The 24,348-nt window shown below is 65.7% G+C and carries 11 protein-coding genes; 6 read left to right on the forward strand and 5 right to left on the reverse strand.

Translation table 11 applies throughout. The features are described from left to right. Together OZ911_RS20200 and OZ911_RS20205 are read right to left on the reverse strand one after the other, a co-directional pair. Complete coding sequence (locus OZ911_RS20200; protein ID WP_016488319.1) at nucleotides 1–537, reverse strand: (2Fe-2S)-binding protein; 537 nt, start codon at nucleotides 535–537, stop codon at nucleotides 1–3. Continuing rightward, nucleotides 530–3,361 (reverse strand): xanthine dehydrogenase family protein molybdopterin-binding subunit, encoded by a 2,832-nt coding sequence (locus OZ911_RS20205; RefSeq protein ID WP_016488320.1) that lies wholly within the window; start codon nucleotides 3,359–3,361, stop codon nucleotides 530–532. The genes OZ911_RS20200 and OZ911_RS20205 overlap by 8 nt, the downstream gene beginning before the upstream one ends. 536 nt (nucleotides 3,362–3,897) lie before the next feature. On the opposite strand from OZ911_RS20205, the gene dsbD reads away from it, so the two are divergent. From dsbD to dsbG, 3 genes are read left to right on the forward strand one after another with little or no spacing between them, the layout of a single operon-like run. Continuing rightward, on the forward strand, nucleotides 3,898–5,613 hold the full coding sequence (gene dsbD, locus OZ911_RS20210) for a protein-disulfide reductase DsbD (RefSeq protein WP_070086819.1): 1,716 nt from the start codon (nucleotides 3,898–3,900) through the stop codon (nucleotides 5,611–5,613). Then, nucleotides 5,613–6,449, forward strand: coding sequence for a TlpA disulfide reductase family protein (locus OZ911_RS20215; RefSeq protein WP_016488322.1), 837 nt, complete (start codon nucleotides 5,613–5,615; stop codon nucleotides 6,447–6,449). Before dsbD ends, OZ911_RS20215 begins: the two co-directional genes overlap by 1 nt. Before the next feature lies 1 nt (nucleotide 6,450). Then, on the forward strand, nucleotides 6,451–7,209 hold the full coding sequence (gene dsbG, locus OZ911_RS20220) for a thiol:disulfide interchange protein DsbG (protein WP_023048273.1): 759 nt from the start codon (nucleotides 6,451–6,453) through the stop codon (nucleotides 7,207–7,209). Nucleotides 7,210–7,526: 317 nt separating this feature from the next. On the opposite strand, the gene OZ911_RS20225 is transcribed toward dsbG, so the two are convergent. Next, on the reverse strand, nucleotides 7,527–20,480 hold the full coding sequence (locus OZ911_RS20225) for a non-ribosomal peptide synthetase (protein WP_070086820.1): 12,954 nt from the start codon (nucleotides 20,478–20,480) through the stop codon (nucleotides 7,527–7,529). A gap of 305 nt (nucleotides 20,481–20,785) precedes the next feature. On the opposite strand from OZ911_RS20225, the gene OZ911_RS20230 reads away from it, so the two are divergent. Next, on the forward strand, nucleotides 20,786–21,316 hold the full coding sequence (locus tag OZ911_RS20230; RefSeq protein ID WP_268968464.1) for an RNA polymerase factor sigma-70: 531 nt from the start codon (nucleotides 20,786–20,788) through the stop codon (nucleotides 21,314–21,316). 53 nt (nucleotides 21,317–21,369) lie between these two features. Here the strand turns inward: OZ911_RS20230 and OZ911_RS20235 are convergent, their stop codons facing one another. After that, nucleotides 21,370–22,383: a GNAT family N-acetyltransferase gene (locus OZ911_RS20235; RefSeq protein WP_060519314.1), complete on the reverse strand. Its 1,014-nt coding sequence runs from the start codon at nucleotides 22,381–22,383 to the stop codon at nucleotides 21,370–21,372. 63 nt (nucleotides 22,384–22,446) lie between these two features. Beyond that, the gene (locus tag OZ911_RS20240; protein WP_016488331.1) at nucleotides 22,447–23,247 is read right to left on the reverse strand and encodes a substrate-binding periplasmic protein; all 801 of its coding nucleotides are present in this window, start codon (nucleotides 23,245–23,247) and stop codon (nucleotides 22,447–22,449) included. A 171-nt stretch (nucleotides 23,248–23,418) separates the two neighbouring features. Between OZ911_RS20240 and OZ911_RS20245 the strand changes: the two genes are divergently transcribed. Together OZ911_RS20245 and ppnP are read left to right on the forward strand one after the other, a co-directional pair. Beyond that, the gene (locus OZ911_RS20245; RefSeq protein WP_016488332.1) at nucleotides 23,419–23,970 is read left to right on the forward strand and encodes a 3'-5' exonuclease; all 552 of its coding nucleotides are present in this window, start codon (nucleotides 23,419–23,421) and stop codon (nucleotides 23,968–23,970) included. A gap of 74 nt (nucleotides 23,971–24,044) precedes the next feature. Further along, on the forward strand, nucleotides 24,045–24,329 hold the full coding sequence (gene ppnP / locus OZ911_RS20250; RefSeq protein WP_016488333.1) for a pyrimidine/purine nucleoside phosphorylase: 285 nt from the start codon (nucleotides 24,045–24,047) through the stop codon (nucleotides 24,327–24,329). Nucleotides 24,330–24,348 lie beyond the last annotated feature (19 nt).

Genomic DNA, 24,348 nt, shown 5'->3' on the forward strand with positions numbered 1-24,348 from the left:
TCAACCCTCCTTGACCAGGCCGAGATCGTTGAGCACCTTGCGGGTAGCGTCGTAATAACGCACGTAGCCGGTGCAGCGGCAGATGTGGTGCCCGAGGCTGGCCTCGATGCGGTCTTCCACTTCGCTCTTCTTCAACGGCTGGCGCTGGGCCGTTTCCACCAGCACGGTAGCAGCGTTGACGAACCCCGGCGCGCAGTAGCTGCACTGGAAGGCGAACAGGTCAACGAACTTCTGCTGGATCGGGTTCAGCGTCAGGTTGCCGGCCTCGTCCGGTTTGGCGTGGCCCTCGATGGTGCGCACCTTCTTGCCCTCGAAATAGTGGGCGCCGGTGATGCAGGTGCGCACTTCCTCGCTGGTGCCGTCGGGGTTGTCGACGATCACCACGCAGGCGTGGCAGATGCCTTGGCCACAGCCCAGGCGCGAGCCGGTGAGGTTCTGGTGTTCGTGCAGGTAGTCGATCATCGCCAGGTCAGCGGGGACCTCGACCGGGCCGACCGGTTGACCGTTGAGGGTCAGTTGCAGTGGACGGTTAGCCATTGAGGGCCTCCTTGATACGGGCTGGGGTGATAGGGAGATCGCGCACGCGCTTGCCGATGGCATGGGCAACGGCATTGCCGATGGCCCCCACGACCGGGATCATCACCACTTCGGCGATGCCCTTGGACGGGTCGGTCGGTGACAGCGGCGGGAGAATTTCGCTGGTCTGCTGCCACACCGCCACGTCGCGCGCATGCGGCAGGCGGTAGCGGTTGAAGTTCCAGTCGCCCTCCCCGGGCCCACCCTCGTACAACGGCATTTCTTCTGTCAGCGCGTGGCCGATGCCCATGGCGATACCGCCTTCTAGCTGGCCCTTGACCAGCTCCGGTACCAGCACCCGGCCGCACTCGACCCAGCTGTGATGGTTGAGCACTTGCACTTCATGGGTGCCCTTGTTGACCTTGACTTCAACGAGGGTTGCCACCGGGCTGTAGTAGGTGACCATGGCGTTGTTCAGCTGGGTATCGGGGTAGGCTGCGTTCTGCCGGTCGAGCAGGTGGTAACCGTGGCTGCTCATCTGCGCCTTCTTGGCGCTCACTGCGCCATCGCCGTACTTCACCGCCACGGCGTCGAGCGGGAAGCGCTCGCGCACGCCGTCGATGACGAAGTCAGCCTCGGCCCAGCTCCAACGGTTGAAACCGTGCACACTGGCGCCGGTGACCAGGCCCATGTCGTGGGCCTTCTGTGCCAGCTGGGCGAACGGGATCGGCTGCAGGCCGTTACCGGTCAGCTCACCATTGACCCACACCGCGTTCTCGCGGCGCACCACCAGCGGGTTGGCCTGGCCGCCATGCGGGCCCTGGCTCCAGATGGCCATGGCCGCCGGCCACAGGCCGTGGTTGAACAGCACGCGCGCCGCTTCGCGGGTGGCATGGCTGAAGTAGAAGGCCGAGTTGGTCGCCGACGATGGCGACGCCAGCTTGCCCACCCAGCGCGGGTTGCGCAGCGCGGCATCCTGCTCGGGCTGGCTGATCAGGTACGGGTTGCCACTGGTACTCAGTTGCAGCTCTGGCCATTCGGTGACCGCAGTCCTGACCTCGTCAGCCGAGCGGCCAAGGAAATCGCTGACCACCAGGGCCTGCGAGGTAGACATGCCGGTGCCCAGCTCGGTGCCGATGTGGCGCAGGCTGATGCGGCCCTCGCGGCTGAACTCGATGCTGGCCATCGGCGCCTCGGAGCCGGTGCCGAAGTCCTTCTGGCAAATTGCAAAGCCCACGCCGTACCAGTGGTCCTGGTCCTGCGCGTCCATCTGCTGCTTGCGCGTATCGCGGTTGCGCCACCCTTCATGCACGGCGGCCTTGTCGAGAATCTCGTACAGACGCAGCGCGCCCGCCGGCACCGCGCCCTGGGTGTTTTTCATGCCCGATTTCAGCGCGTTGGCACGGCGCAGGTCGATGGCATCGACGCCCAGGCGGCCGGCAATTTCATCGACCATCATCTCGGTGGCCGCCATGCTCTGCAAGGTGCCGTAGCCGCGCATGGAGCCGGCCTCGACACCGCGAGAATGGTAGGCGGTGACCGACAGGTCGTTCTGCGGCATGTAATAGATCGACTGCGCTGCCGTAGCCCCCACCGCAGCTACCGACGGGCTGTAGTTGATGCGCCCGCCGCCGTCGCAGCTCATGTCGGCGCGGAAGATCTTGAAGCTGTTGTCCTTTTTGTCCACGGCCAACTGGTAGCGAATATCGAAGGCATGGCGCTTGATGCCACTCTGGAACTGCTCGTAACGGTCGTTGGCCAGGCGGATCGGCACGCCGGCGCCATACAGCGCAGCCACGGCGGCGTAGAAGACGAAGATGTTGTTGTCTTTGGAGCCATAGCCCACGGTGTAACCCGGGTGCATGTTCAGCGTATTCAGGGCGAAACGCGACGGCTTGATCATGTGCACGCATTCCTGCGCCACTTCGAACGGGCACTGGGTGGCGACCACGAAGTGCAGCGTGCCGCTGGCGGGGTCGTACCAGCCATTGCCGTTGTCCGGCTCCAGCGCGGCGGGTTCGATGGACGGCGTTTTGTAGCGCTCGTCGAACACCAGCCAGTCCTCGGGCGGGTTGTCCAGTTGCTCGGCCATGCGCTTGGCGTAGAACAGCCCCTGCTCGGTCAGGTCGCCATGCTGGTTGGGCTGTTTCGACCACACCGGCTTGCGGTTGAGAATGGTCGGGAACAGCATGGAATTCTTCAGGCTCGAGAATTCATCGTCGTCGAACGGCGTGGCACCGCCGACGCGCACGAAGCGGAAGCTGCCGTAAGGGTCGCGCTGGTACAGCGGTGCCTGGGCGCCGTAACGGATCGCCTGTTCGTTGAACTGCAGCTTGCGTTTGGCCTGGCGGAAGCGCTCGAAGTCGTGCCAGATCAGGATTGCCACCGGGTGGCCAATGAACATCGGCACCTTGCCGGGCGGCAGCAGCGGGTCGGGCGAATGGGCCTCGGGCCAGGCGAGACCGTCTTTCTCAAGGTCGGCAGCGGTAACGATGCGGTCCGGCTGCAACTCGCTTCCGAGCAGGCTAAGGTCATGCCCGGCATAGATACGGTCGGCCTTGGTGGCCTTGAGCAGCAGCGCGTGGCCTTGCTGCGTTGGCCAGCCAGGCATGTCCTTGGCGCGGATATCGCGGGCGAACACCTTGTCGCCACACACCTTGGACAAGGCATCGTTACGGAAACGGGCCTTGCCGTCATGGTTCATCCACTTCTGCGGCGAGGTGGTGACGCGGTCCTCCATCAGTGCGGCGAACGCCTGGCTGCCGAGTGGCGCCATGGTCACACCGACACCAGCTATCAGCCCGCCTTGCAAGAAGGCGCGCCTGGAAATATCACGGTTGGACATGCTTGATCCTCTGGGCAGTGGGGGGCCTGCCCTATTTTTGATTCTAGTGCTAGCGGGGAAAGCTGACTTGTGCGTCAACTTTACAGCAAGTGAGTGGGGATAGGCAAAGTCAAGCCGACAATATGTCGCGGTGTGTCTGGGGTGATGGGGGATTGGGGGTGGGCTGTCAGGTGTTTGCCGGGGGATTCTTGGCGCCTGGGAGATCGAGCGCCGCCCGCGCGGCGCATCGCGAGCTGCGCTCGCTCCTACGTTTGTTTCGGGCCAGTTATTTCTGGGGGATTTGCGCGCGAACGCCTTGGTGCATGGCGCCATATCGCGTCGGACAAACAAGGCGGTCGCGCGCGCCCGTCACAGGCGTAACTGGCCGGAAATAAACGTAGGAGCGAGCGCAGCTCGCGATGCGCCGCGCGGGCGGCGCTCGATCTCCCAGGCGCTAAGAATCCCCCGACAAGCATCTGCCCAAAAACCAGAGTTAACCTTCCTTTAATCAATCCCAGCCAGCATGGCCCCATTCCTAGATCTGCCAAGGCGAAGACATGCGCGTCCTCCTGCTCTTCCTCACACTGCTTCTGGCCGGGCCGTTGCAGGCCAGCCCGTTCGATGTAAAACCGGACTTCCTGCCGGTCGACCAGGCCTTCGTGCTCACCCACGACCGCCAGGCCGATGGCCAGATGCGCCTGTATTTCCAGATCAAGCCGGGCTACTACCTGTACCAGAAGCGCTTGAAATTCGACGGCCTGCCTGCCGAGCAGCACCCGCAGTTGCCGCCGGCGCTCAACCACCATGACGAATTCTTTGGTGACAGCGCGGTGTACCGCGACCAGCTCGAACTGCTGCTGCCGGCCAATGCCCAAGGCCAGTTGCGCCTGGGCTGGCAAGGCTGCGCCGACGCCGGCCTGTGCTATCCACCGCAGACCACCCTGATCGAGCTGGGCGGCAGTGTGGCCCCAGCCGCCGAGCAAGCCAGCGACCAGGCCCTGGCCAGTGGCTTGCAACAGGGCCACCTGGCCTGGAGCCTGCTGGCGTTCTTCGGCCTGGGCCTGCTGCTGGCGTTTACCCCCTGCTCGCTCCCGATGCTGCCGATCCTTGCCGGGCTGGTACTGGGCAATGGCGCCAGCGCCCGACGCGGCTGGCTGCTGGCCGGGGTGTATGTGCTGAGCATGGCACTGGTGTACGCCGCCCTGGGCGTGGTTGCCGCGCTGCTGGGTGCCAGCCTGCAGGCCTGGCTGCAGCAACCCTGGCTGCTGGGCAGCCTCGCGGGGCTGTTCGTGCTGCTGGCCCTGCCCATGTTTGGCGCCTTCGAGCTGCAACTGCCCGCCGCCGTGCGGGACCGCCTTGACCGCGCCGGGCAAGGCACCCGTGGCGGCAACCTGTATGGCGCGGCGCTGCTCGGGGCGTTGTCCGGCCTGCTGCTGGGCCCGTGCATGACTGCGCCATTGGCCGGCGCGCTGCTGTACATCGCCCAGAGCGGCGACGTGCTGCAGGGCGCGCTGGTGCTGTTCAGCCTCGGCCTGGGCATGGGCGTACCGCTGCTGTTGCTGGTAACCCTGGGCAACCGTTACCTGCCGCGCCCAGGCGCCTGGATGGACCGGGTCAAGGGCGTGTTCGGCTTCGTGTTCCTGGCCATGGCGCTGTATACCGTGCGCAGCCTGTTGCCCGCCACGCTGCTGCTGGCCCTGAGCGGCGCCTGGCTGATCGCCCTGGCCTGGGCCACCTGGCCGGCCCTGCAGCGCCTGCCAGCGTTGCGCGCCGTACCGTTGCTGGGCGCCCTGTGGGGCGGCCTGTTGCTGGTAGGCGCCGCAGCCGGTGGCGATGACCTGTGGCAGCCGCTGCGCCCGTTCACCGGTGGTGGTGGCGCGCCAGTCGCTGGCCAGCATGCCGAAGACAGCTTCGTCACGGTCAGCCGCCCCGAAGACCTGCAACGTGAACTGGATGCGGCCAAGGCTCGTGGCCAGTGGGTGATGCTCGACTACTATGCCGACTGGTGCGTGTCGTGCAAGGTCATGGAAAAACAGGTGTTCGCCCGCAGCGACGTGCAGGCCGGCCTGGCCGGGGTGCACCTGCTGCGCCTGGACGTGACCGCCGACAGCACAGCCAGCAAAGCCTTGCTGCAGCGCTACCAGGTACCCGGCCCGCCCAGCATCATCTGGATCGGCCCGGAAGGCGACGAACGCCGCGCGCGGCGCATTACCGGTGAGGTGGATGCCGCCGCGTTCCAGCAACACTGGGCCCAGACCAGGAGCCAAGGCTGATGCTGACCGTAACCCTCGGGCCACTGACGATGGCCCTCAACCACCTGTTGATGCTCACCGCCCTGGTGATCGCCAGCGTGGTCGGCTGGTGGGTCGCCCGGCGTGGCGGCGAAAGCCCGGAATCGGCGCTGTTCAACCTGTTCCTGATCGGCCTGCTGTGCGCCCGTGCCGGCTTCGTGCTGGCCTACTGGCCGATGTACCGCGATGAGCCGTTGCAAATGATCGACATCCGCGACGGCGGGTTCCTGCTCTGGACGGGCCTTGTCGGCATCGTCTTTGGTGCCCTGTGGCAGGGCTGGCGCCACCCAGGCCTGCGCCGCCCGCTGGGCTGGGCGCTGTTCAGCGGCGCGCTGTTCTGGGGCCTGGCCAGCTTCGGCGGACATTTGTACAGCAAAGGTACCGAGCTGCCCGAACTGAGCCTGCGCAACGCTGGCGGCCAGCCGGTGGCGCTGCACAGCTACCGCGGCAAGCCATTGGTAATCAACATCTGGGCCACCTGGTGCCCGCCTTGCCGGCGCGAGATGCCGGTGCTGCAACAGGCGCAAGGCGAATACCCGCATGTGACCTTCCTGTTCGTCAATCAGGGCGAGACCCCGGAAAACGTCAGCACCTTCCTCGCCACTACCGGCCTGAGCCTGACCCACGTGCTGTTCGACGGCACCGGCCTGCTGGCCCAACGGGTCGGTTCCATGGCCCTGCCCACGACCTTGTTCTATGACGCCGACGGGCGGCTGATCGGCAGCCACCTGGGCGAGCTGTCCCGGGCCAGCCTGCGCCACGCCCTGGAACCTTTCGACCGGGCCACTGCGCCCGCCCCTGCCGCACAAGGAAACTGACATGCGACTGACTGCACTGCTGCCCCTGTCCCTGGCCCTGCTGGCCGCCCCGCCCCTGCAGGCCGAAGAGCTGCCCAAGGCGGTTCAGCAACTGCAAGCCAAGGGCGCCGTGATCAAAGGCAGCTTCAACGCGCCTGACGGCCTGCGCGGCTACGCCGCCGAGTACCAGAACAACGCCCTGGCCCTGTACCTGACCCCTGACGGCAAGCACGTAGTGGTCGGCAGCCTGTTCGACGAACAAGGCAAGGACCTTAGCGCCGAGCCGTTGGAAAAGCTGGTGTATGCACCGATGAGCAAAGCAATCTGGGCGAAGCTGGAGAAAACCGCCTGGATCGCCGACGGCAAGGCCGATGCACCGCGCAAGGTGTACCTGTTCAGCGACCCGAACTGCCCTTATTGCAACATGTTCTGGGAACAGGCGCGGCCGTGGGTGGAGTCGGGCAAGGTGCAGTTGCGCCATATCATGGTCGGCATCATCCGCGAGGACAGCCCGGGTAAATCGGCGGCGCTGCTGGCTGCGAAAGACCCGGCCAAGGCACTGCAACAGCATGAAAAAGCCGGCAAGGCCAGCACGCTGAAGGCACTGGAGCAGGTGCCTGAGGCGGTGCAGCAGAAGCTGGCAGCCAACATGGCATTGATGGAAGAGATGGGGTTGCAGGCGACTCCGGCGATTTTCTATCAGGATGAGCAGGGCAATCTGCAAAGCCAGCAAGGGGCACCGCGGCCAGAAATGCTGGGCAATATACTGGGTAAACGCTAGCGGATGTCTTGAGTTTTGCAGTGGGGCGGAGATCGAGCGCCGCCCGCGCGGCGCTTCGCGGGGCAAGCCCGCTCCCACATCTGTTTCGGGCCAATTTCGCCTGTGCCTTCCGCGCGCGCACCCTTGGCGCATGGCTGGAAATGGAAGAGGAGCGAATGCTCACCCTTCGATATCCAATGGAACGAACAGGGGGCGCGCGCCAATGACTCAGGAGTGATTGGCCCGAAACAAATGTGGGAGCGGGCTTGCCCCGCGAAGCGCCGCGCGGGCGGCGCTCGATTTCCGCCGCCCCGCAAAACCTAGGGCGAACCCTAATCCTACAGCCCCTCAAGCTCGGCCATCAGGTCACTAAGCCGGTCAACCTTGTCGTCATCCAGCGCACTGCCCTGCAACCCCTGCACATACTCGGCCAGCTCCTCCACCGTGCTGCACTCGAACATCGCCCTCAATGGCACGTTCAACTGCAATTGCTGCTGCACCCGCGAAGCGATCTGCGTGGCCAGCAGCGAATGCCCGCCCAGCTCGAAGAAGTTGTCGTGTACCCCCACCCGCTCGGCCTTGAGCACATCGGCCCAAATGCCCGCCAGCACTTCCTCCAGCTCGTTGCGCGGCGCCTGATAGGCCTGGCTGTGCTGGCCGCCGATGTCGATGGCCGGCAGGGCCTTGCGGTCGAGTTTGCCGTTGGCGTTGTGCGGCAGGCTGTCGAACCAACCCCAGTGCAGCGGCACCATGTACTCTGGCAACCCAGCCCGCAGGCGCTGCTTGATCTGCTCCAGCAATGCGCCATCGGCGGCGATACCCTGGTGTACCACCAGGTAACCGACCAGATGTTTGCCGTTGACGCCTTCCTGCACGCCCACTGCAGCATCGCGAATCTCGGCCTGTTCGTGCAGGCGGGCTTCGATCTCGCCAAGCTCGATGCGGTAACCACGGATCTTGACCTGGTGGTCGATGCGCCCGACGTACTCCAGCACACCGTCCGGGCGCTGCCGTGCGAGGTCACCGGTCCGGTACAGCCGCTCTCCAGGTAGCCCGTAAGGGTGAGGCATGAACGCCATTGCCGTGCGCGCCGGGTCACCGACATAGCCACGACCAACACCCGTGCCAGCCACGCACAGCTCGCCCACCGCGCCCAACGGCACCAGTGCCTGCTCTTCGCCGAACAGGTACAGGCGGTTGTTGTCGGTCGGAGTGCCGATCGGCAAGTAGCTGCCTTGGGTCGACGCGGCATCGACGCGGAAGAACGCCACGTCATCCGAGCACTCTGCCGGCCCGTAGGCGTTGACCAGGCCGATCTGCGGGTAACGCTGCAGCCACTGCGCCGCCAGTTCCGGTGGCATGGCCTCGCCGGTCGGCAGCATCCAGCGCAGGCCGTCGAGGGCCTGATGGTCGTTGGCCAGCATACCCTGGATCAGCGACGGCACGCTTTCCAGCACGGTGATGCCGGTGGCCTGCACATGCGCCAGCAGGCCCTGCGGATCATGGGCGATGGCGTTCGGCACGACCTCGACCTTGGCGCCGAACAGCGGCGCGGCAAGGAACTGCCACACCGAAATATCGAAGCTTTGCGATGCGGTCTGGGCGATCACGTCATGCTCGCTCAGGGCCAGATACGGCACCTTGCTCAGTTGGTTGTTGAGCATGCCGCGCTGCTCGACCATCACCCCTTTCGGCAGGCCGGTCGACCCTGAGGTGTAGATCACATAGGCGAGGTTGTCCGGGCCACTGTGGATGCCCGGGTTGTGGCTTGCGATCTGGCTGGCCTGGATGTCTTCCCAGACCAGCAGTTGCGGCCGCAGTGCAACCGCCAGCTCGCCCAGCAACTGCCGCCCCTGCTCGGCGCAGGCGGCGCTGCACACAAGAACTGGCGTACCGCTGAGCTGGATGATGCTTTGCAGGCGCGCCGCCGGCAGGCCCGGGTCCAGCGGCAGGTAGCCCGCGCCGGCCTTGAAGCTGCCAACGATCATGCCCAGCAGCGGCAACCCGCGCTCGGCCAGCAGCGCCACCGGCTGATCCACGCCGACCCCGGCAGCCACCAGGGCATGGCCCAGGCGGTTGGCTGCCAGGTTCAGCCCGGCGTAGTCATAGGACGCCTCCAGGCAGCGGGCCACAGTGCGCTGCGGATGTGCGGCCACTTGTGCTTCGAACTGTGCGATGTAGCTCTGCTCCAGCGGATAGGACCGCTCGGTCCGGTTGCAGTCGTCCAGCAGGAAACGCTGCTCCTCGGCACCCAACAACGGTAGCTCGCTCACCTCCCCTTCAAAGCCTTGTACCAGCGCCAGTAGCAGGCGCTTGAACTCGGCCAGCAGGCGCTCGACGGTCGGGTAGTCGAAGTACCGTTGGTCGAACGACAGGTGCAGGCCCAAGTCGTCGCCCGGGTAGCACACCGCCGTCAACGGGAAGTTGGTATGGGTACGGCCCGAGTCGGAGCTGGCGTTCAGGTGCAGGGCGTGGTCGAGCACGGCGGTTTCCACCGGCGCGTTCTCGAACACGAACAGGCTGTCGAACAGCGGCTGGCCCTTGGGCAGGTCGCTGCACTCCTGGATCGCCACCAGCGGCAGGTATTCGTACTCGCGCAGTTCCATGTTGCTTTGCAGCAGGCCCTGCAACCACTGGCGCACACTGCAACGCTCAGCGGATGCGGGCAACTGCACACGCAAGGCAACGCTGTTGATGAACAGGCCGACGGTGCGCTGCATCTGCGGCATGCTGACCGGGCGCCCGGCCACGGTCACGCCAAAGGCGACGTCGCGGTCGCCGCTGTAGCGTGCCAGCACCAAGGCCCAGGCCGCCTGGGCGAAGGTGTTGACGGTAAGCTGGTGGGCCTGGGCCAGTTCGCGCAGGCGCACGCCGTCACTCACCGCCAGGCGGGTGTAGCAGTCGCCGACGACCATGCCGCTGCCAGCGTGGTCATGCCGCAGCGGGCGGTCGCTGGGGATGGCGGTGGCGCGTTCGAAGCCGGCCAGGTTGGCCTGCCACCAGGCGCGCGCATCCTCCAGGCCCTGACGCTGCAACCAGCCGATGTAATCGCGGTAACGCGGCGGCACCGGCAACTGGGCCTGGCGGCCTTCGCCGAGGGCCTGGTAAACCTCAAAGAAGTCGTTCATCAGCAGCGAGCGGCACCAGGCATCGATAAGGATGTGGTGGTTGCTCATCATGAACCAGTAGCGCTCGTCGGCCACACGCACCAGGCGCAAGTGGAACGGTGCTTCGCTGAGCAGGGCAAAACCGGCCTCGCGCTCCTGCTTGTGAAGGGCCTGCAGGCGCTGCTCCTGGGCCTCGTCAGCAAGGCCGCGCCAGTCCTGGTAGTCCACCGCCAGGTTGCCCGGTTTGTGGATGATCTGCAGCATCGCCTCGCCGCTGTTCCAGCTGAACGATGCCCGCAACGCTTCGTGACGTGCCACCACGGCCTGCCAGGCCTGGGCAAAACGTTCAGGGTCCAGCGTGCTGTTGATGCGGTAGCGGTCCTGCATGTAGTAGAGGCCGGTGCCTGGCTCCAGCAGGGTGTGCAGCAGCATGCCTTCCTGCATCGGCGTCAGTGGGTAGACGTCCTCGATCTGCGCAGCGGGTACCGGCAACGCGTCGATCTGCTCCTGAGTGAGATGCGCCAGCGGGAAGTCCGACGGGGTGAAGCTGGTGTTGCCATCGGCCAGGCAATGCGCGACCAGCGCCAGCAGTTCCTGGCGATAGGCCTCGGCCAGGCGGGCGATGGTTTGCGGGTCATAGCGCTCGGCGCTGAAGGTCCAGCGCAGCTGCAAGGCCCCCCCATATACCTGGCCATCGACGCTCAGCCAGTTAGGCAGTGGTGCATCGAGGTCATGCGCCAGGCCGGCCGGTGCTTCCAGGGGCTGGAACAGCGCCGCGCTGTCGAACTGCTGGTCGAACTGGCCCAGGTAGTTGAAGGTGATACGCGCCTGCGGCAAGGCCGCCATCTGCTCGCGCCCGGCCGTGTCGGCCAGGTAGCGCAGGACGCCATAGCCCAGCCCCTTGTGCGGCACCTGGCGCAGTTGCTCCTTGATACGCTTGATCGAGCCGGCCAGCGCCACGTCGCCTTCGCCTGCCAGCGGGCGCAAGCTGAGGGGATAGGCGTTGGTGAACCAGCCAACGCTGCGGGTCAGGTCCATGTCTTCGAACAACCCGTCACGGCCATGGCCTTCAAGCTGTACCAGCACTTCTTCATCGCCGCTCCACCGGCTCAACGCACGCGCCAGTGCAGTCAGCAGCAGGTCGTTGACCTGGGTGTGGTAAGCCGCCGGGGCCTGTTGCAGCAGTTGCCGGGTCTGCTCCACGTCCAGGCCGATGGCCAGGGTCTGCGCATGGCGGTGCAGGTTGCCGCCCTGCGGGTGATCACACGGTAGCTCGCGACGCACGCCGCCCAGCTGGCCTTGCCACCAGCTCAGCTCGTCACGCAACGAATCGCTGCCGGCGTAGCTGGCCAGACGCGCAGCCCAATCGCCCATGGCATGGGTCTTGGCCGGCAGTGGCTGGCCGCGGTAAAGCGCCTGCAGGTCCTCCAGCAGCACCCGCCAGGACACGCCATCGACCACCAGGTGATGGATCGCCAGCAACAGGCGCTGGCTGCCCTGCCCGTCACCCACCAGCAAGGCGCGCAGCAGTGGGCCCTGTTGCAGGTCGAGGCTGCGCTGCAGGTCGGTGTACAGCGCCTGACAATCAGCGAAATCGGCAACGGTGGCGGTCCACAGCAATGGCCTGGCATCAGGCTGGGCGTATTCGGCCTGCCAGCGGCCATGGGCCTGGCTGAAGCGCAGGCGCAGGCTGTCGTGGTGCTGCACCAGCAGCGCCAAGGCCTGCGCCAGTACCGCCTCATCCAGCGGTTGGCGCGCCTCCAGCAACACGGCCTGGTTCCAGTGCTGTGGCTGGGGTACTTCACTGTCGAAGAACCAATGCTGAATCGGTGTCAGCCCGGCCTGGCCCTGGCGCAGCCCCTGTTCCACCGTGCTCGCGGTTTCGCTGTGCTGAACGACAGCCGCCAGGGTCTGGATGGTCTGGTGCTGGAACAGGTCGCGCGGGGTGAATTGCAACCCGGCCTGACGGGCCCGGCTGACCACCTGGATGGACAGGATCGAATCGCCGCCCAGTTCGAAGAAGTTGTCCTGTACACCGACCTGGGCAACGTTGAGCACATCGCGCCAGATCTGCGCCAACTGCCTTTCCACCTCGTTGCCAGGTGCCTGGTAGTGCTGACGCGCTTGTTCCAGGTCCGGCAGCGGCAGCGCACGGCGGTCGAGCTTGCCGTTACCCATCAGCGGCAGGCTGTCGAGCAGTACCAGGTGCGCAGGCACCATGTAGTCCGGCAGGTGCTGGCGGGCATCGGCTTTCACCGCTTCACGCAGCAGGTTTTGCGCCTCGCTACCCGCGTTGGCCTGCTTGCACACCAGGTAACCCACCAACTGCTTGCCGCCCGGCAGGTCGAGGGCCAGCACCACGGCCTCGTCGACATCGGCGTGCGCCTGCAAGCGGCTCTCGATTTCACCCAGTTCAATACGGAAGCCGCGAACCTTCACCTGCTGGTCGGCACGGCCGACGTACTCGACCAGGCCGTCAGTGCCCAGGCGCACCAGGTCGCCAGTGCGATACAAGCGGCCACCTTCGATGCTGAACGGGTCGGCGACGAAGCGCTCGGCGCTGAGGCCCGGGCGGTCGTGATACCCCTGAGCCAGGCCGGCGCCGCCAACGTACAGTTCGCCAATGCCGCCTTGCGGCAACAGGGCAAGGTCGTCGTCGAGGATATAGGCCGTGCGGCTACCGATGACGCGGCCGATCGGTACACTGCCAAGGTCCGCTGGCAACTCGTCTGGCGCCAGGCAGGCCAGCGGCATGACCACGGTTTCGGTCGGGCCGTAGGCGTTGAAGCACTGCTGTGGCGCAAAGGCCTGGCGAATACGCTGCAGGTGCTCGCCGGTCAGCGCTTCGCCGCCGGTGATCACCAGGCGCACCGGCAGTTGCTCGCCCTGCCCGCCCAGGTATTGCGCCAGCTGGCTACCGTAGCTGGGGGTAAAGCCCAAAATGCTCACCTGCTGCTCGCGCACCAGCTGGCAGATGTCCTCGGCGCCCCACTGCCCCTGGGCGCGCAGCACCACGCGGGCACCGCACAGCAACGGCACCCACAGGCGCTCGCTGGCAGCGTCGAAGTTGATCGAATAGAAATGCAGCTCGCAATCATCGCTGCGCATGCCGAACGCGGCGATGACCGCTTGGCAGTGCATGGCAAATTCGCCATGGCTGACCACCACGCCCTTGGGCTTGCCGGTGGAGCCGGAGGTGTAGATCAGGTACGCCTGATGCTGCGGCAGGCTGAGGTTGTCCAGCGGCGCATCGCTGTAGGCCGACAGGCTGGCGGCATCGTCCTCCAGGCTCCAGCGGGCCACGCCCTCAGGCAGCTCGCCCAGGGTTTGCAACAGCTCACGCTGGCTGAGCAGCAGGCCGATGCGGCTGTCTTCGATCATGTAGCGCAAGCGGTCGAGCGGGTACTCGGGGTCGAGCGGCACGTAGGCGCCGCCGGCCTTGAGGATGGCCAGCAGGCCGACGACCATTTCCAGCGAGCGCTCCAGCGCCAGGCCCACGCGCACCTGCGGGCCGACGCCACGCTCGCGCAGGGCGCGGGCCAGGCGGTTGGCCCGCTGATCGAGTTCAGCGTAAGTCATGTGCTGGCCAGCGAAGGTCAGCGCGCCAGCCTGTGGTGTGCGCGCCGCCTGGGCGGCGAACAGGCCGTGCAGGGTCTGGTCGAGGTCGAAGTCGTGCTCGCCCTGCAACTGACCCGCCAGCACCTGCTGCTCCGCACCGCTCAGCATCGGCAGCTCGCACAGGCGCTGCTGCGGGTTGTCCAGCAAGCCGACCAGCAGGTGCTGCCAGTGCTCGGCCATGCGCGCTATGCGCGGTTCGTCGAACAGGTCGCGGCTGTAAGTCAGGCAGCAACCCAGGCGGCCGTCGAGGTCGGTGACCTCCAGGTACAGGTCGAACTTGGTGGCACTGGCATCGTTGACCAGGTAATCCACCTGCATGCCGGCCAACGTGCGGCTTTGCTGGAAGGCCCAGCGCTGCACGTTGCACATCACCTGGAACAGCGGGTTATACGCGCTGCTGCGCGGCGGTTGCAACGCTTCGACCAACTGATCGAACGGCAGGTCCTGGTGCGACTGCCCTTCGATGGCGGCCTGGCGCATCTGCTCCAGCAGCGCGTTGGCGGTCATCTGGCCGTCCAGCTCGCAACGTAGCACCTGGGTATTGAGGAAGGCGCCGATCAGGCCTTCGCTTTCCGGGCGGATGCGGTTCGCCACCGGCGCGCCGATGCGCAGGTCACGCTGGCCGCTATAACGGTGCAGCAAGGCAGCCAGGGTGGCGGTCATGGTCATGAACAGGGTCAGGCCGCGCTGGCTGTTGAAGGCGTGCACGCGGGCGACCAGCGCCGGGTCGAGTTCAAAGCGGTACAGCTCGCCGCGGTGGCTCTGTACTGCCGGACGCGGGCGGTCGGCAGGCAACGCCAGCACCGGGTGCTCGTCACCCAGGCGGTCCTTCCAGTAGGCCAGTTGACGAGCGCCCTCGCCGCTTTCCAGCCATTGCCGTTGCCATACGCTGTAGTCCAGGTATTGCACCGGCAGCGGCGCCAGCGGCGACTCGCGGTCATCGACAAAGGCTTCGTACAGTTCGCCTAGCTCGCGGGCGAAAATGTCCATGGCCCAGCCTTCGGTGACGATGTGGTGCAGGGTGAGCACGAAGAAATGCTCGCGCTCGTCAGCCTTGACCAGGCAGGCGCGCAGCAGCGGGCCGCGCTCCAGGTCGAACGGCTGGTGCGCCTGGTCGTCGGCCAGTTGTTGCAGATGTTGCTGGCGGGCCGCGCCGGGCAAGGCGCTCAGGTCTTGCCAGGCGAGGTGCAGGCCGCTGTCTTCGGCCACGCACTGATACGGTACGCCGTCGATGCTGGGGAAGGTTGTACGCAGGGTTTCGTGACGCACGATCAGCGCCTGCAACGCACGCTCGAAGGCGTCCACGTGCAGGGTGCCGCGCAGGCGTGCCATGCCGCCGACGTTGTACGCCGGGCTGTCCGGCTCCATTTGCCAGAGGAACCACATGCGCTGCTGCGAATACGATAGCGGCACCGCCTGACGCCGGTCGACGCGGGCGATTGCGCCTTGCAGGTTGCGCTCGCCGGCCGCGCGGATACGTGCAATCTCGGCACAGAAGGCGCCCAGTTCGCTGGCTTCGAACAGCGCCTTGAGCGGCAGCTCGACATCGCAGGCCTGGCGGCTGCGCGAGACGATCTGAGTGGCCAGCAGCGAGTGCCCGCCCAGGGCGAAGAAGTCGTCTTGCAGGCCGACACGCGGCCGGTTCAGCACTTCGCGCCAGATGGCGGCGACCTGTTGTTGCAACTCGGTGTGGGGCTCGACATGTTCGCGTTGCTGCCACACCGGGGCCGGCAGCGCCTTGCGGTCGACCTTGCCGCTGGGGCCCAGCGGCAGCTGTGCCAACGGGATGAGCTGCGCCGGCACCATGTACGCGGGCAGTTGCTCAGCCAGCACGGCCAGGAGTTCGGCTGGGTGCGCACTGCCACTGTAGTAACCCACCAGTTGCGCACCAACGGCGTCCTTGTGGATCAGCACCAGCGCCTGTTCCACACCCTGCTGTGCCAACAGGCAGGCCTGTACTTCCTCCGGCTCGACGCGGAAACCACGCACCTTTACCTGCTGGTCGAGGCGACCGAGGTATTCCAGGGCCTGTAGCTGCACCTGCCAGCGCGCGCGGTCACCACTGCGGTACAAGCGCTCGCCGTGGCCGTCGGCCTGGGGCACGAAGCGCTCGGCGGTAAGACCCGGACGGCCCAGGTAGCCACGGGCCAGGCCAGCGCCACCGAGGTACAGCTCGCCCGACACGCCGGGGGCAGTCAGTTCAAGCTCATCGTCCAGCACGCGGCACAGCACATTGCCCAGCGGGCGACCGATTGGCGAGCGCTCGCCGTCCGCCACCTGGCAGTGCCAGTGGGTGACGTTGATGGCGGTTTCGGTCGGGCCGTAGCGGTTGTGCAGCTGCACCTGCGGCAGCACCTGCAGCACGCGGTCACGCAGCGCGGCGGGCAATGCTTCGCCACCGGAGAACACCCGGCGCAGGCTGCTGCAGGCACCCGCCTGCGGCTCCTGGACGAACACCTGCAACAGCGGCGGCACGAAGTGCAGCGTAGTCACGCCATGGGCCTGCACCAGCGCGGCGATGCGCTGCGGGTCGCGGTGTTCGCCGGGGCCGGCGAGCACCAGCTTGCAGCCGGTGACCAGCGGCCAGAAGCACTCCCACACCGACACGTCGAAGCTGATCGGCGCCTTCTGCATCAGCACATCGCTGTCATCCAGCGCATAGGTCGCCTGCATCCACTGCAGGCGCTCGGCCAGCGCTGCATGGGTATTGCCCACGCCCTTGGGCTGGCCGGTGGAGCCGGAGGTGTAGATCACGTAGGCCAGGTTGTCGCCGTGCAGGTGCAGGCCAGGCGCGTGGCTGGGCCAACTGTCCAGGTGCAGCTGGTCGAGGGCAATGGCACTGACGCCGTCGACCTGCGGCAGCTTGCCCAGCAGGCTGCTGTGGCTCAGCAGCAGCCCGGCATTGCAGTCGGCCAGCATGTAGGCAAGGCGTTCGGCCGGGTAGTCGACGTCCAGCGGCACGTAAGCACCGCCGGCCTTGAGGATGGCCAGCAGGCCGACCAGCAACTGTGGCGAACGCTCGATGGCGATGGCGACGCAGGTGTCGGGGCCGACGCCTTTGTCGCGCAGGTAGTGGGCCAGGCGGTTGGCCTGCTGGTGCAGTTCGGCGTAGTCGAGGCTGCCGCCGTCCCAGGCCAGCGCGGTGCGTTGCGGGGTCAGGCGGGCCTGTTCGTTGAGCTGTTCGACCAGCAGGCCTGGCGGCGCGGTAGCCGGTGCCCGGCCCCAGCCCAGCAATTGCGCACGGGCAGGCTCGTCCAGCAATTGCACCTCGCCCAGCGCCCGCTGCGGCGCGGCGCACACCTGTTCCAACAGCGCCAGCAGGTGATGAGCCAGGCGTTTGACGGTGCTGGCTTCGAACAGCTCCGCAGCATAGTCGAAGGCCAGGCTCAGGCGGCCCTGGTGGTCTTCTTCACTGTGCAACTGCAGGTCGAACTTGGCTTCGCGGCTGTGCCATGGCAACTCCTCGGCCAACAGCCCCGGCAGGCGGCGCAGGGCCGACAGGTCGCGTTGCTGGTGGTTGAACATGACCTGGAACAAGCCTTGCTCACGGGCTTGCGGCAGGGCTTCGACCAGCTGTTCGAACGGCAAGTCCTGGTTAGCCTGCGCCGCAAGGGTGGCCTGGCGCACCTGGGCCAGCAACTGCGTGAATGGCAGGCGGCCATCGAGCTGTGCACGCAGTACCTGGGTATTGATGAAAAAGCCGACCATGCCTTGGGCTTCCAGGCGCGGGCGGTTGGCGTTGGGCACACCGACACGGATGTCGGCCTGGCCGCTGTAGCGGTGCAGCAGCGCCTGCCAGCCGGCCAGCAGGACCATGAACAGGCTGGCCTGCTGTTCGCGGGCCAGGCCCTTGAGTGCTTCGGCAAGCGTGGCCGGTACCTTGAGGTTGAACCGGGCAGCACTGTGCTCGCGCTGACTGGCGCGGGGGTGGTCGGTGCACAGGTCCAGCACCGGCAGATCACCGCCCAACTGCGCCTTCCAGTACTGCAGTTGGCGTTCGGCTTCACCGGCGGCCAGCCATTGACGCTGCCAGGTGCCGTAGTCGGCATAACCCAGGCCCAGCGGCGCCAGGTTGGCCTCCAGGCCCTGACAGCGGGCTGCGTAAAGTTTGGCGAATTCATCCAGCAGGATATTCAGCGACCAGCCATCCGCGACGATGTGGTGCAGGGTCACCCATAACTGATGGTCTTCGTCGTCCAGGCGTGCCAGGGTCACCCGCAGCAAGGGGCCCTGAGTGAGGTCGAACGGCTGACGGGCCTCGGCTTCCCGCTGGGCGCTGACCTGCTCCAGCGTTTGGCCTTCGAGGTCCAGGCGGCGCAGGCTGAACGGCTGTTGCGCCACAATGCGTTGCAGGGGCTGGCCGTTTTCTTCGCTGAATACGGTGCGCAGGGATTCGTGGCGCGCCACCAGCGCCTGGAAGGCGGCTTGCAGGGCGCTTTCGTCCAGCTCACCGCGCAGCTGCAGGCCGGCGGGGATGTTGTAGGCAGCCGATTGTGGCTGCAACTGCCACATCAACCACAAGCGGTTTTGCGCCAACGACTGGGCCAAGGCCTGGGTGCGCTCCAGCGGTGCAATGGTGGCAGTGCCAGCAGCGCCGTCGGCCATGATCGACGCCACAGCGCTGCTGTAATCGGCCAGTACCGGCGCTTCGAACAGGGTGCGCAGGCCCAGGTTGATACCCAGCTCATCGGCCAGCCGTGCGGTGGCCTGGGTGGCGGCGATGGAGTTGCCGCCCAGCAGCAGGAAGTGGTCGTCTGCCGCAACCGCCTCTACTTTGAGAATGTCCCGCCACACTGCGGCGATCTGTGCCTGGAGCTCATTGCCGGCAGCCGCGCTTGCAGCCGTTTCGCTCACATCTGGGAAGCGGGCGTAGCAGTCCAGGCTGCCATCGTCCATACGCAGGCGACAGGCCGAACGTTGCAGCTTGCCACTGGAGGTCTTGGGCAACGCGCCCGGGTTCAGCAGCAGGACCACGGCCGGCGCCTGGCGGCAAGCGTCGGCGATCACCTGGCGCAGGGTCTTGACCAGCGCCTGGGGTTCGATTGCCTTTTGCACGTTGCGGCTGATCTCCACCGCCACGCCGATGCCCTCCTCGCCCTGCTGCTCGACGGCAAACACGGCCACACGGCCTTTGCGCAGCACTTGAACTTCACGTTCGAGGGTTTTTTCCAGGTCCTGCGGGTACAGGTTCTGCCCGCGCACGATCAGCATGTCTTTCAGGCGCCCGGTGACGAACACTTCACCATTGCGCATGAAGCCCAGGTCGCCGGTGCGCAGCCAGGTCTGGCCGTCCATTTCAACGAAGGTGCGTGCGCTGGCTTCGGGGTTGCGCCAGTAACCCCGGGCGATGCTCGGGCCAGCCGCCCAGATTTCGCCGACCTGGTTGTCGCCCAGCACCTGCAAGTGCTGCGGCTCCACGACACGTACCGCGTGACCGGGCTGCGGGTAGCCGCAGCTCATCAGCACGCTGCCTTTGCCCGGCTCGGCGCGGTTGGCGGCGAAGGCTTCGGCGTCCAGTTCCAGCGCGTCGATGCCCTGGCCACGGCGGCTGCCACTGACGAACAGGGTGGCTTCGGCCAGGCCGTAGCTGGCGAAGAAGCTCTGCGGGTCGAAGCCGCTGGCCTGGAACTTGTCGGCGAAGGTTGCCAGGCTGTCCTGGCGAATCGGCTCGGAGCCAGAATAGGCCACGCGCCAGCGGCTCAGGTCGAGCCCGGCCAGCGAGGCCTCGCTGACCCGCTCGCTGCACAGACGGTAGGCAAAGTCGGGGCCACCGCTGATGGTGCCGCCATATTCGCTGATGGCCTGCAACCAGCGCTGCGGCCGGGCCAGGAAGTAACCCGGCGACATCAGCACGCACGGCACGCCGCTGAAGATCGGCTGCAGCAGACCGCCAATCAGCCCCATGTCGTGGTACAGCGGCAGCCAGCTGACGATCACGTCGTCGGGGTTGAGGTCGATGCCGAAACCACAGCGGATCAACTGCTCGTTGGCGACCAGGTTGCTGTGGCTGACTTGTACACCCTTGGGCAGCGCGGTGGAGCCCGAGGTGTATTGCAGGAAGGCGATGTCATCACCTTTGAGCACGGGCTCGCGCCAGTTTGCGGCCAGCGCCGGGTCCAGGCTGTCCACTGCCAGCAGCTCAGGCCCGTTGTGCGCCGCCAGCGCTGGCAAGCCTTGCAGGCCGTCATGCAACGCCGCGACGGTCAGCAGCAGGCGCGGCTCGGCATCGTCGATGATCGACAGCAAACGCTCCTGATGGTGCTGGCGCGCGGATTCTGGCGGGTAAGCCGGTACCGCGATCACCCCGGCATACAGGCAACCGAAGAACGCCGCCACGTAGTCCGGACCACTGGGGAACAACAGCACCGCACGGTCGCCGAAGCTGGCACGGGCCTGTAACGCAGTGGCGATGGTGCGTGCACGCTGGTCGAGGTCCCGGTAGCTGAGCACAGCCTGCTCGCCGGGGGCGTCGGCCAGAAAGCGCAGGGCGATCTTGTCCGGGGTCTGCGTGGCGCGTTGCGCAAGTGCCTGGACCAGCGAGAGCGGGAGTTCGAAGGCGTCCGTCATGGGGGTTCCTGCCAGTGTCTGTTGGGGCGCGCCGGCTGCACCGCGAACGTGTGCGGACAGCAAAGGGCGATCGAAGATGTACAAAGGGGAACGGATGGGCGCAGGCAGAAATTAGCGGGGATTACGCAGTGGCAGGCGGGGCCAAAGGTGAACGCTGTCACACGATGACCTTAGACCTGAAAGATATAGATACTAATTACGTTTCGTATTTGACAATCATTATCATTCTGAATAGCTTGTCGCACGTCGTAGGAAGCTTCCCAGCCTTGGGGGCCTCCTTTCCCCTCTGTGACAAGGTGATTTCCATGGCGGAACAACTATCCACAAGTAAGTGCGATTCACCATTACTGCAGGCCTTCGTCGACAACCGCAGCATCCTGGTCAAGATCGCTGCACGCATCACCGGCTGCCGCTCGCGCGCCGAAGATGTGGTGCAGGATGCCTTCTTCCGGCTCAACGCTGCCCCGCAGATAACCTCGTCGTTCAAGGCGCAGCTCAGCTACCTGTTCCAGATCGTGCGCAACCTTGCGATCGACCACTACCGCAAGCAGGCAATGGAGCTGAAATACTCCGGCAGCGAGGAGGAAGGGCTGAACGTGGTCATCCAGAACGCCTCGCCCGAAGCCACTCACATCAACCTTGCCGCGCTGGATGACATTGCCCAGGCGCTGAACGAACTGCCGCAGCGCACCCGCTATGCGTTCGAGAAGTACCGCCTGCATGGCGTGCCGCAGAAAGACATTGCCAAAGAGCTGGGGGTATCGCCGACACTGGTCAACTTCATGATCCGCGATGCGCTGGTGCATTGCCGCAAGACGGCCAACCGGCAGGCCTGACCACACAGGGTTTGCTTCTTCGCGGGCATGCCCGCGAAGAAGCCAACTCGGTATCAAGCCAGCTTGCAGCGCTCGAAAAACCGCTCTCGCCCCAGAATCATCAGCGCCGCACGCTTGTGCGGGAAGTCGAACTCCTTGTCGCAGTGGAAGCACTGGTCGTGCATGTAGCCGATCATCTTGCCGTTGTCGGCACGCGGCTCGGCCACCACCCGCTGGGTACGCGGGTCATCCAGGAACAGGTAGTGCACCAGCGCCGAGAGCCAGCTGGCCACCTTGTGCGGCCCTCGGTGGTTCTCCTCCCCCACCAGCATGTGTATGCCGCGGTCGTAATCATCGGCCGGGTAGAACGGCGCAATGCGGTCTTCCTTGGCCCAGTAAGCCTCGAAGTAGGCAAACGGCTCATCGTCAAAGCAACCGATCAGCGTCAGGGTGTGCGGGTCGGTCTCGAGCTTGTCCAGGTACTCGCGGTGCTGGGCCAGCGTGCCCCCCTCCTGCCAGAACGCCTCCACCCGCGGGTTGTTCTGCCAGCGGTTGAAGCGCTCCAGGTCATGTTCGATCTCCAGCGTGCGCAGCGACACCCAGCTACCCAGCCGCGCATCGAAGCGCCGGTATACCTCACCACGGGGCTTGGGCGCGCGGCATGGGTGGCGCTTGCCGTTGCTGATCTGCATCTGCTGTGGGTACACCGCAGCCTGCGCATCGCCCAGCCAGGGCTGTGGCAGCTGCCAGAACAGCGCCCGCTCGCACAGATACTGGCCCGGCTGCTCAGCCACTCGCAGCAAGCCACTGGCCAGCGCCTGCGGCTGCACTTCGGGCAAGTGCCAGACCAGGCGCTGACAGGTGGTATCACGGGACAACAACCAATAGCAGGCCGACCACAAGGCTTGATAAGGGCGCTCGGGACACAGGCGCTCAAGGTGAACGTGCAGGGTAGCGCCCGCCTCCAGGCGCACCTGGATCAGTGGGCGACCTTCGAGGGAGAGGCCTAGCCAGCTGTCACCCTCCTCGGCACTGAGGCTGCGCCAGCGTGGCGGTGACAGGGGCTGCGAAGCGGCATCGAACGGCATGGCTTGTCTCACGAAAAATGAAGAAAAGGCTCACTGCTGAGAACGTTGCGAAAGTGCGTGAATTTAGTCCTTGGGCACCGAGACCGTGATGCGGTAGGGCTCGAAGATTCGGGCCAGTTCACCGCTGGCACGCAGGTCGCGCAGCAGGCCGGCAAACGACTGCTCGTCGATAGGCGCCCCCGGGCGCAGCAGGGCGTAGTGGTGATAGATTTGGTCGATGCGTTGCGAAGGCAGCAGCTGCGCCCTGCTGGCCGGGTTGCGCGCCAGGAAATCGCTGAGGTACGAGCGGGTGACCAGGGCGATGTCGGCGCGCCCAGCCTGCACCATCAGCAGGTTGCTGTCGTGGGAGTAGGTCAGGGTCGCGTTATAAGTTGTGCGCAGGTAGTCCGGGTCGGAATTGAAGCGGGCGAACGCGTAGTGATAGCCGTTGAACAATGCCAAACGTTTGCCGCGCAGGTCATCGAAGTACGACGGGTCGCTGCCATTGGCCTGGCGAGCAACGAACACTTCGGCGTCCTCCAGGCCCATGTCCACGGTCTGGTGGGCAATCTGCTCCCAGCCCCATTGCGGGTTTTCGAAAATCGCCATGTCGGTACGGCCTTGCTGGAAGTCGCCGAAACGCCGCTGGATGGAGGTGGGCACCAGGACGAAGTGGTAACCCTGCTGCAAGCGGTTGAGCGCATCGACCAATTGCGGCAACAGGCCGGTGTCAGCCCCCTGTTCAGGGCGCACCGTGTAGGGCGGGAAATGGGCCGCACCAATCTTCACTTCGACGGCATCGGCAGCCCATGCCGGCACCGCTAGCCAATACACGGCCAGCAACATCAGGGTGGACAAAGCCTTGAGGCCGGGTGCTGGAGTCAAGACGGACGCTCATCACGGTTCATGCCTGGGTCCGCTTAAGCTAGGCGTTTTCCGGAAGCGGCACAACTGCTGGAGCGCGCTCGTTGTGCCAAAGCAGGCGGCAATATGCCACGGGATGCCGTATGCGCGGACTTTGGCTACGCTCTAGCAGGATCTGCAAGGGAGCCTGGTATGGGCCATTGGTTGGTAATCGACCTGGAAGCCACCACCGACGAGGGTGGATGGCCGGTTACAGAGATGGAAGTCATTGAAATCGGCGCTAGCCTGGTCACCCGCGATGGCCGCGAGGTCGACCACTTTCAGTGTTTCGTGCGGCCACGCCGGCGGCCACAGCTGACCCCGTTTTGCCGCGAACTGACGCACATAAGCCAACATGATGTGGATCGCGCTGCACCGTTTCGCGAGGTGTGGGCAAGCTTCGAGCGCTGGCTGGAGCACCACCGTGAGCAGCTTCAGGCCTGGGTCAGCTGGGGCGACTACGACCGCCAGCAACTGCACCAGGAGTGGCAGCTGCACGGGCTCGACAGCCTGCTACGGACGTTGCCGCACATCAACCTCAAGCAACGCTTTGCCAAGGCCCGCCACCTGCAGCGCCCCACCGGCCTGAACGGTGCCCTGCATCTGGCCGGCATGCACTTTTGCGGGCAGCAGCACCGGGCCCTTGAAGATGCGCGCAACACGGCGCGGCTACTACCGTTGACGCTGCCCGCCAACAGCCCCTGAAAGCAGATGACGAGGCCTGTGGGCTTGGGCATACTGGCCAGCCCTTTTTCATCCCCCCTTTTCAGGAGTCGCCCATGTTCCAGGTCAACGAGTACTTCAACGGCACCGTCAAGTCGATCGCATTCGCGGGCGAAGAAGGCCCGGCCACTGTCGGCGTCATGGCCCCGGGCGAATACGAGTTCGGCACTGCCAAGCGCGAGATCATGCACGTGGTATCGGGCGCCCTGACCGTCAAGCTGCCAGGTAGCGACAACTGGGAAACCTTCAATGCGGGCGACAAGTTCAATGTTGCCGCCGACAGCAAGTTCCAGCTGCAGGTGAAGGTGGATACCGCTTACCTGTGCGAGTACCGCGACTAAGCGTCAGCCTGTGCCGGCC

Origin of the sequence: Pseudomonas fortuita, from assembly GCF_026898135.2 — a bacterium.
GTDB classification, from domain to species: domain Bacteria; phylum Pseudomonadota; class Gammaproteobacteria; order Pseudomonadales; family Pseudomonadaceae; genus Aquipseudomonas; species Aquipseudomonas fortuita.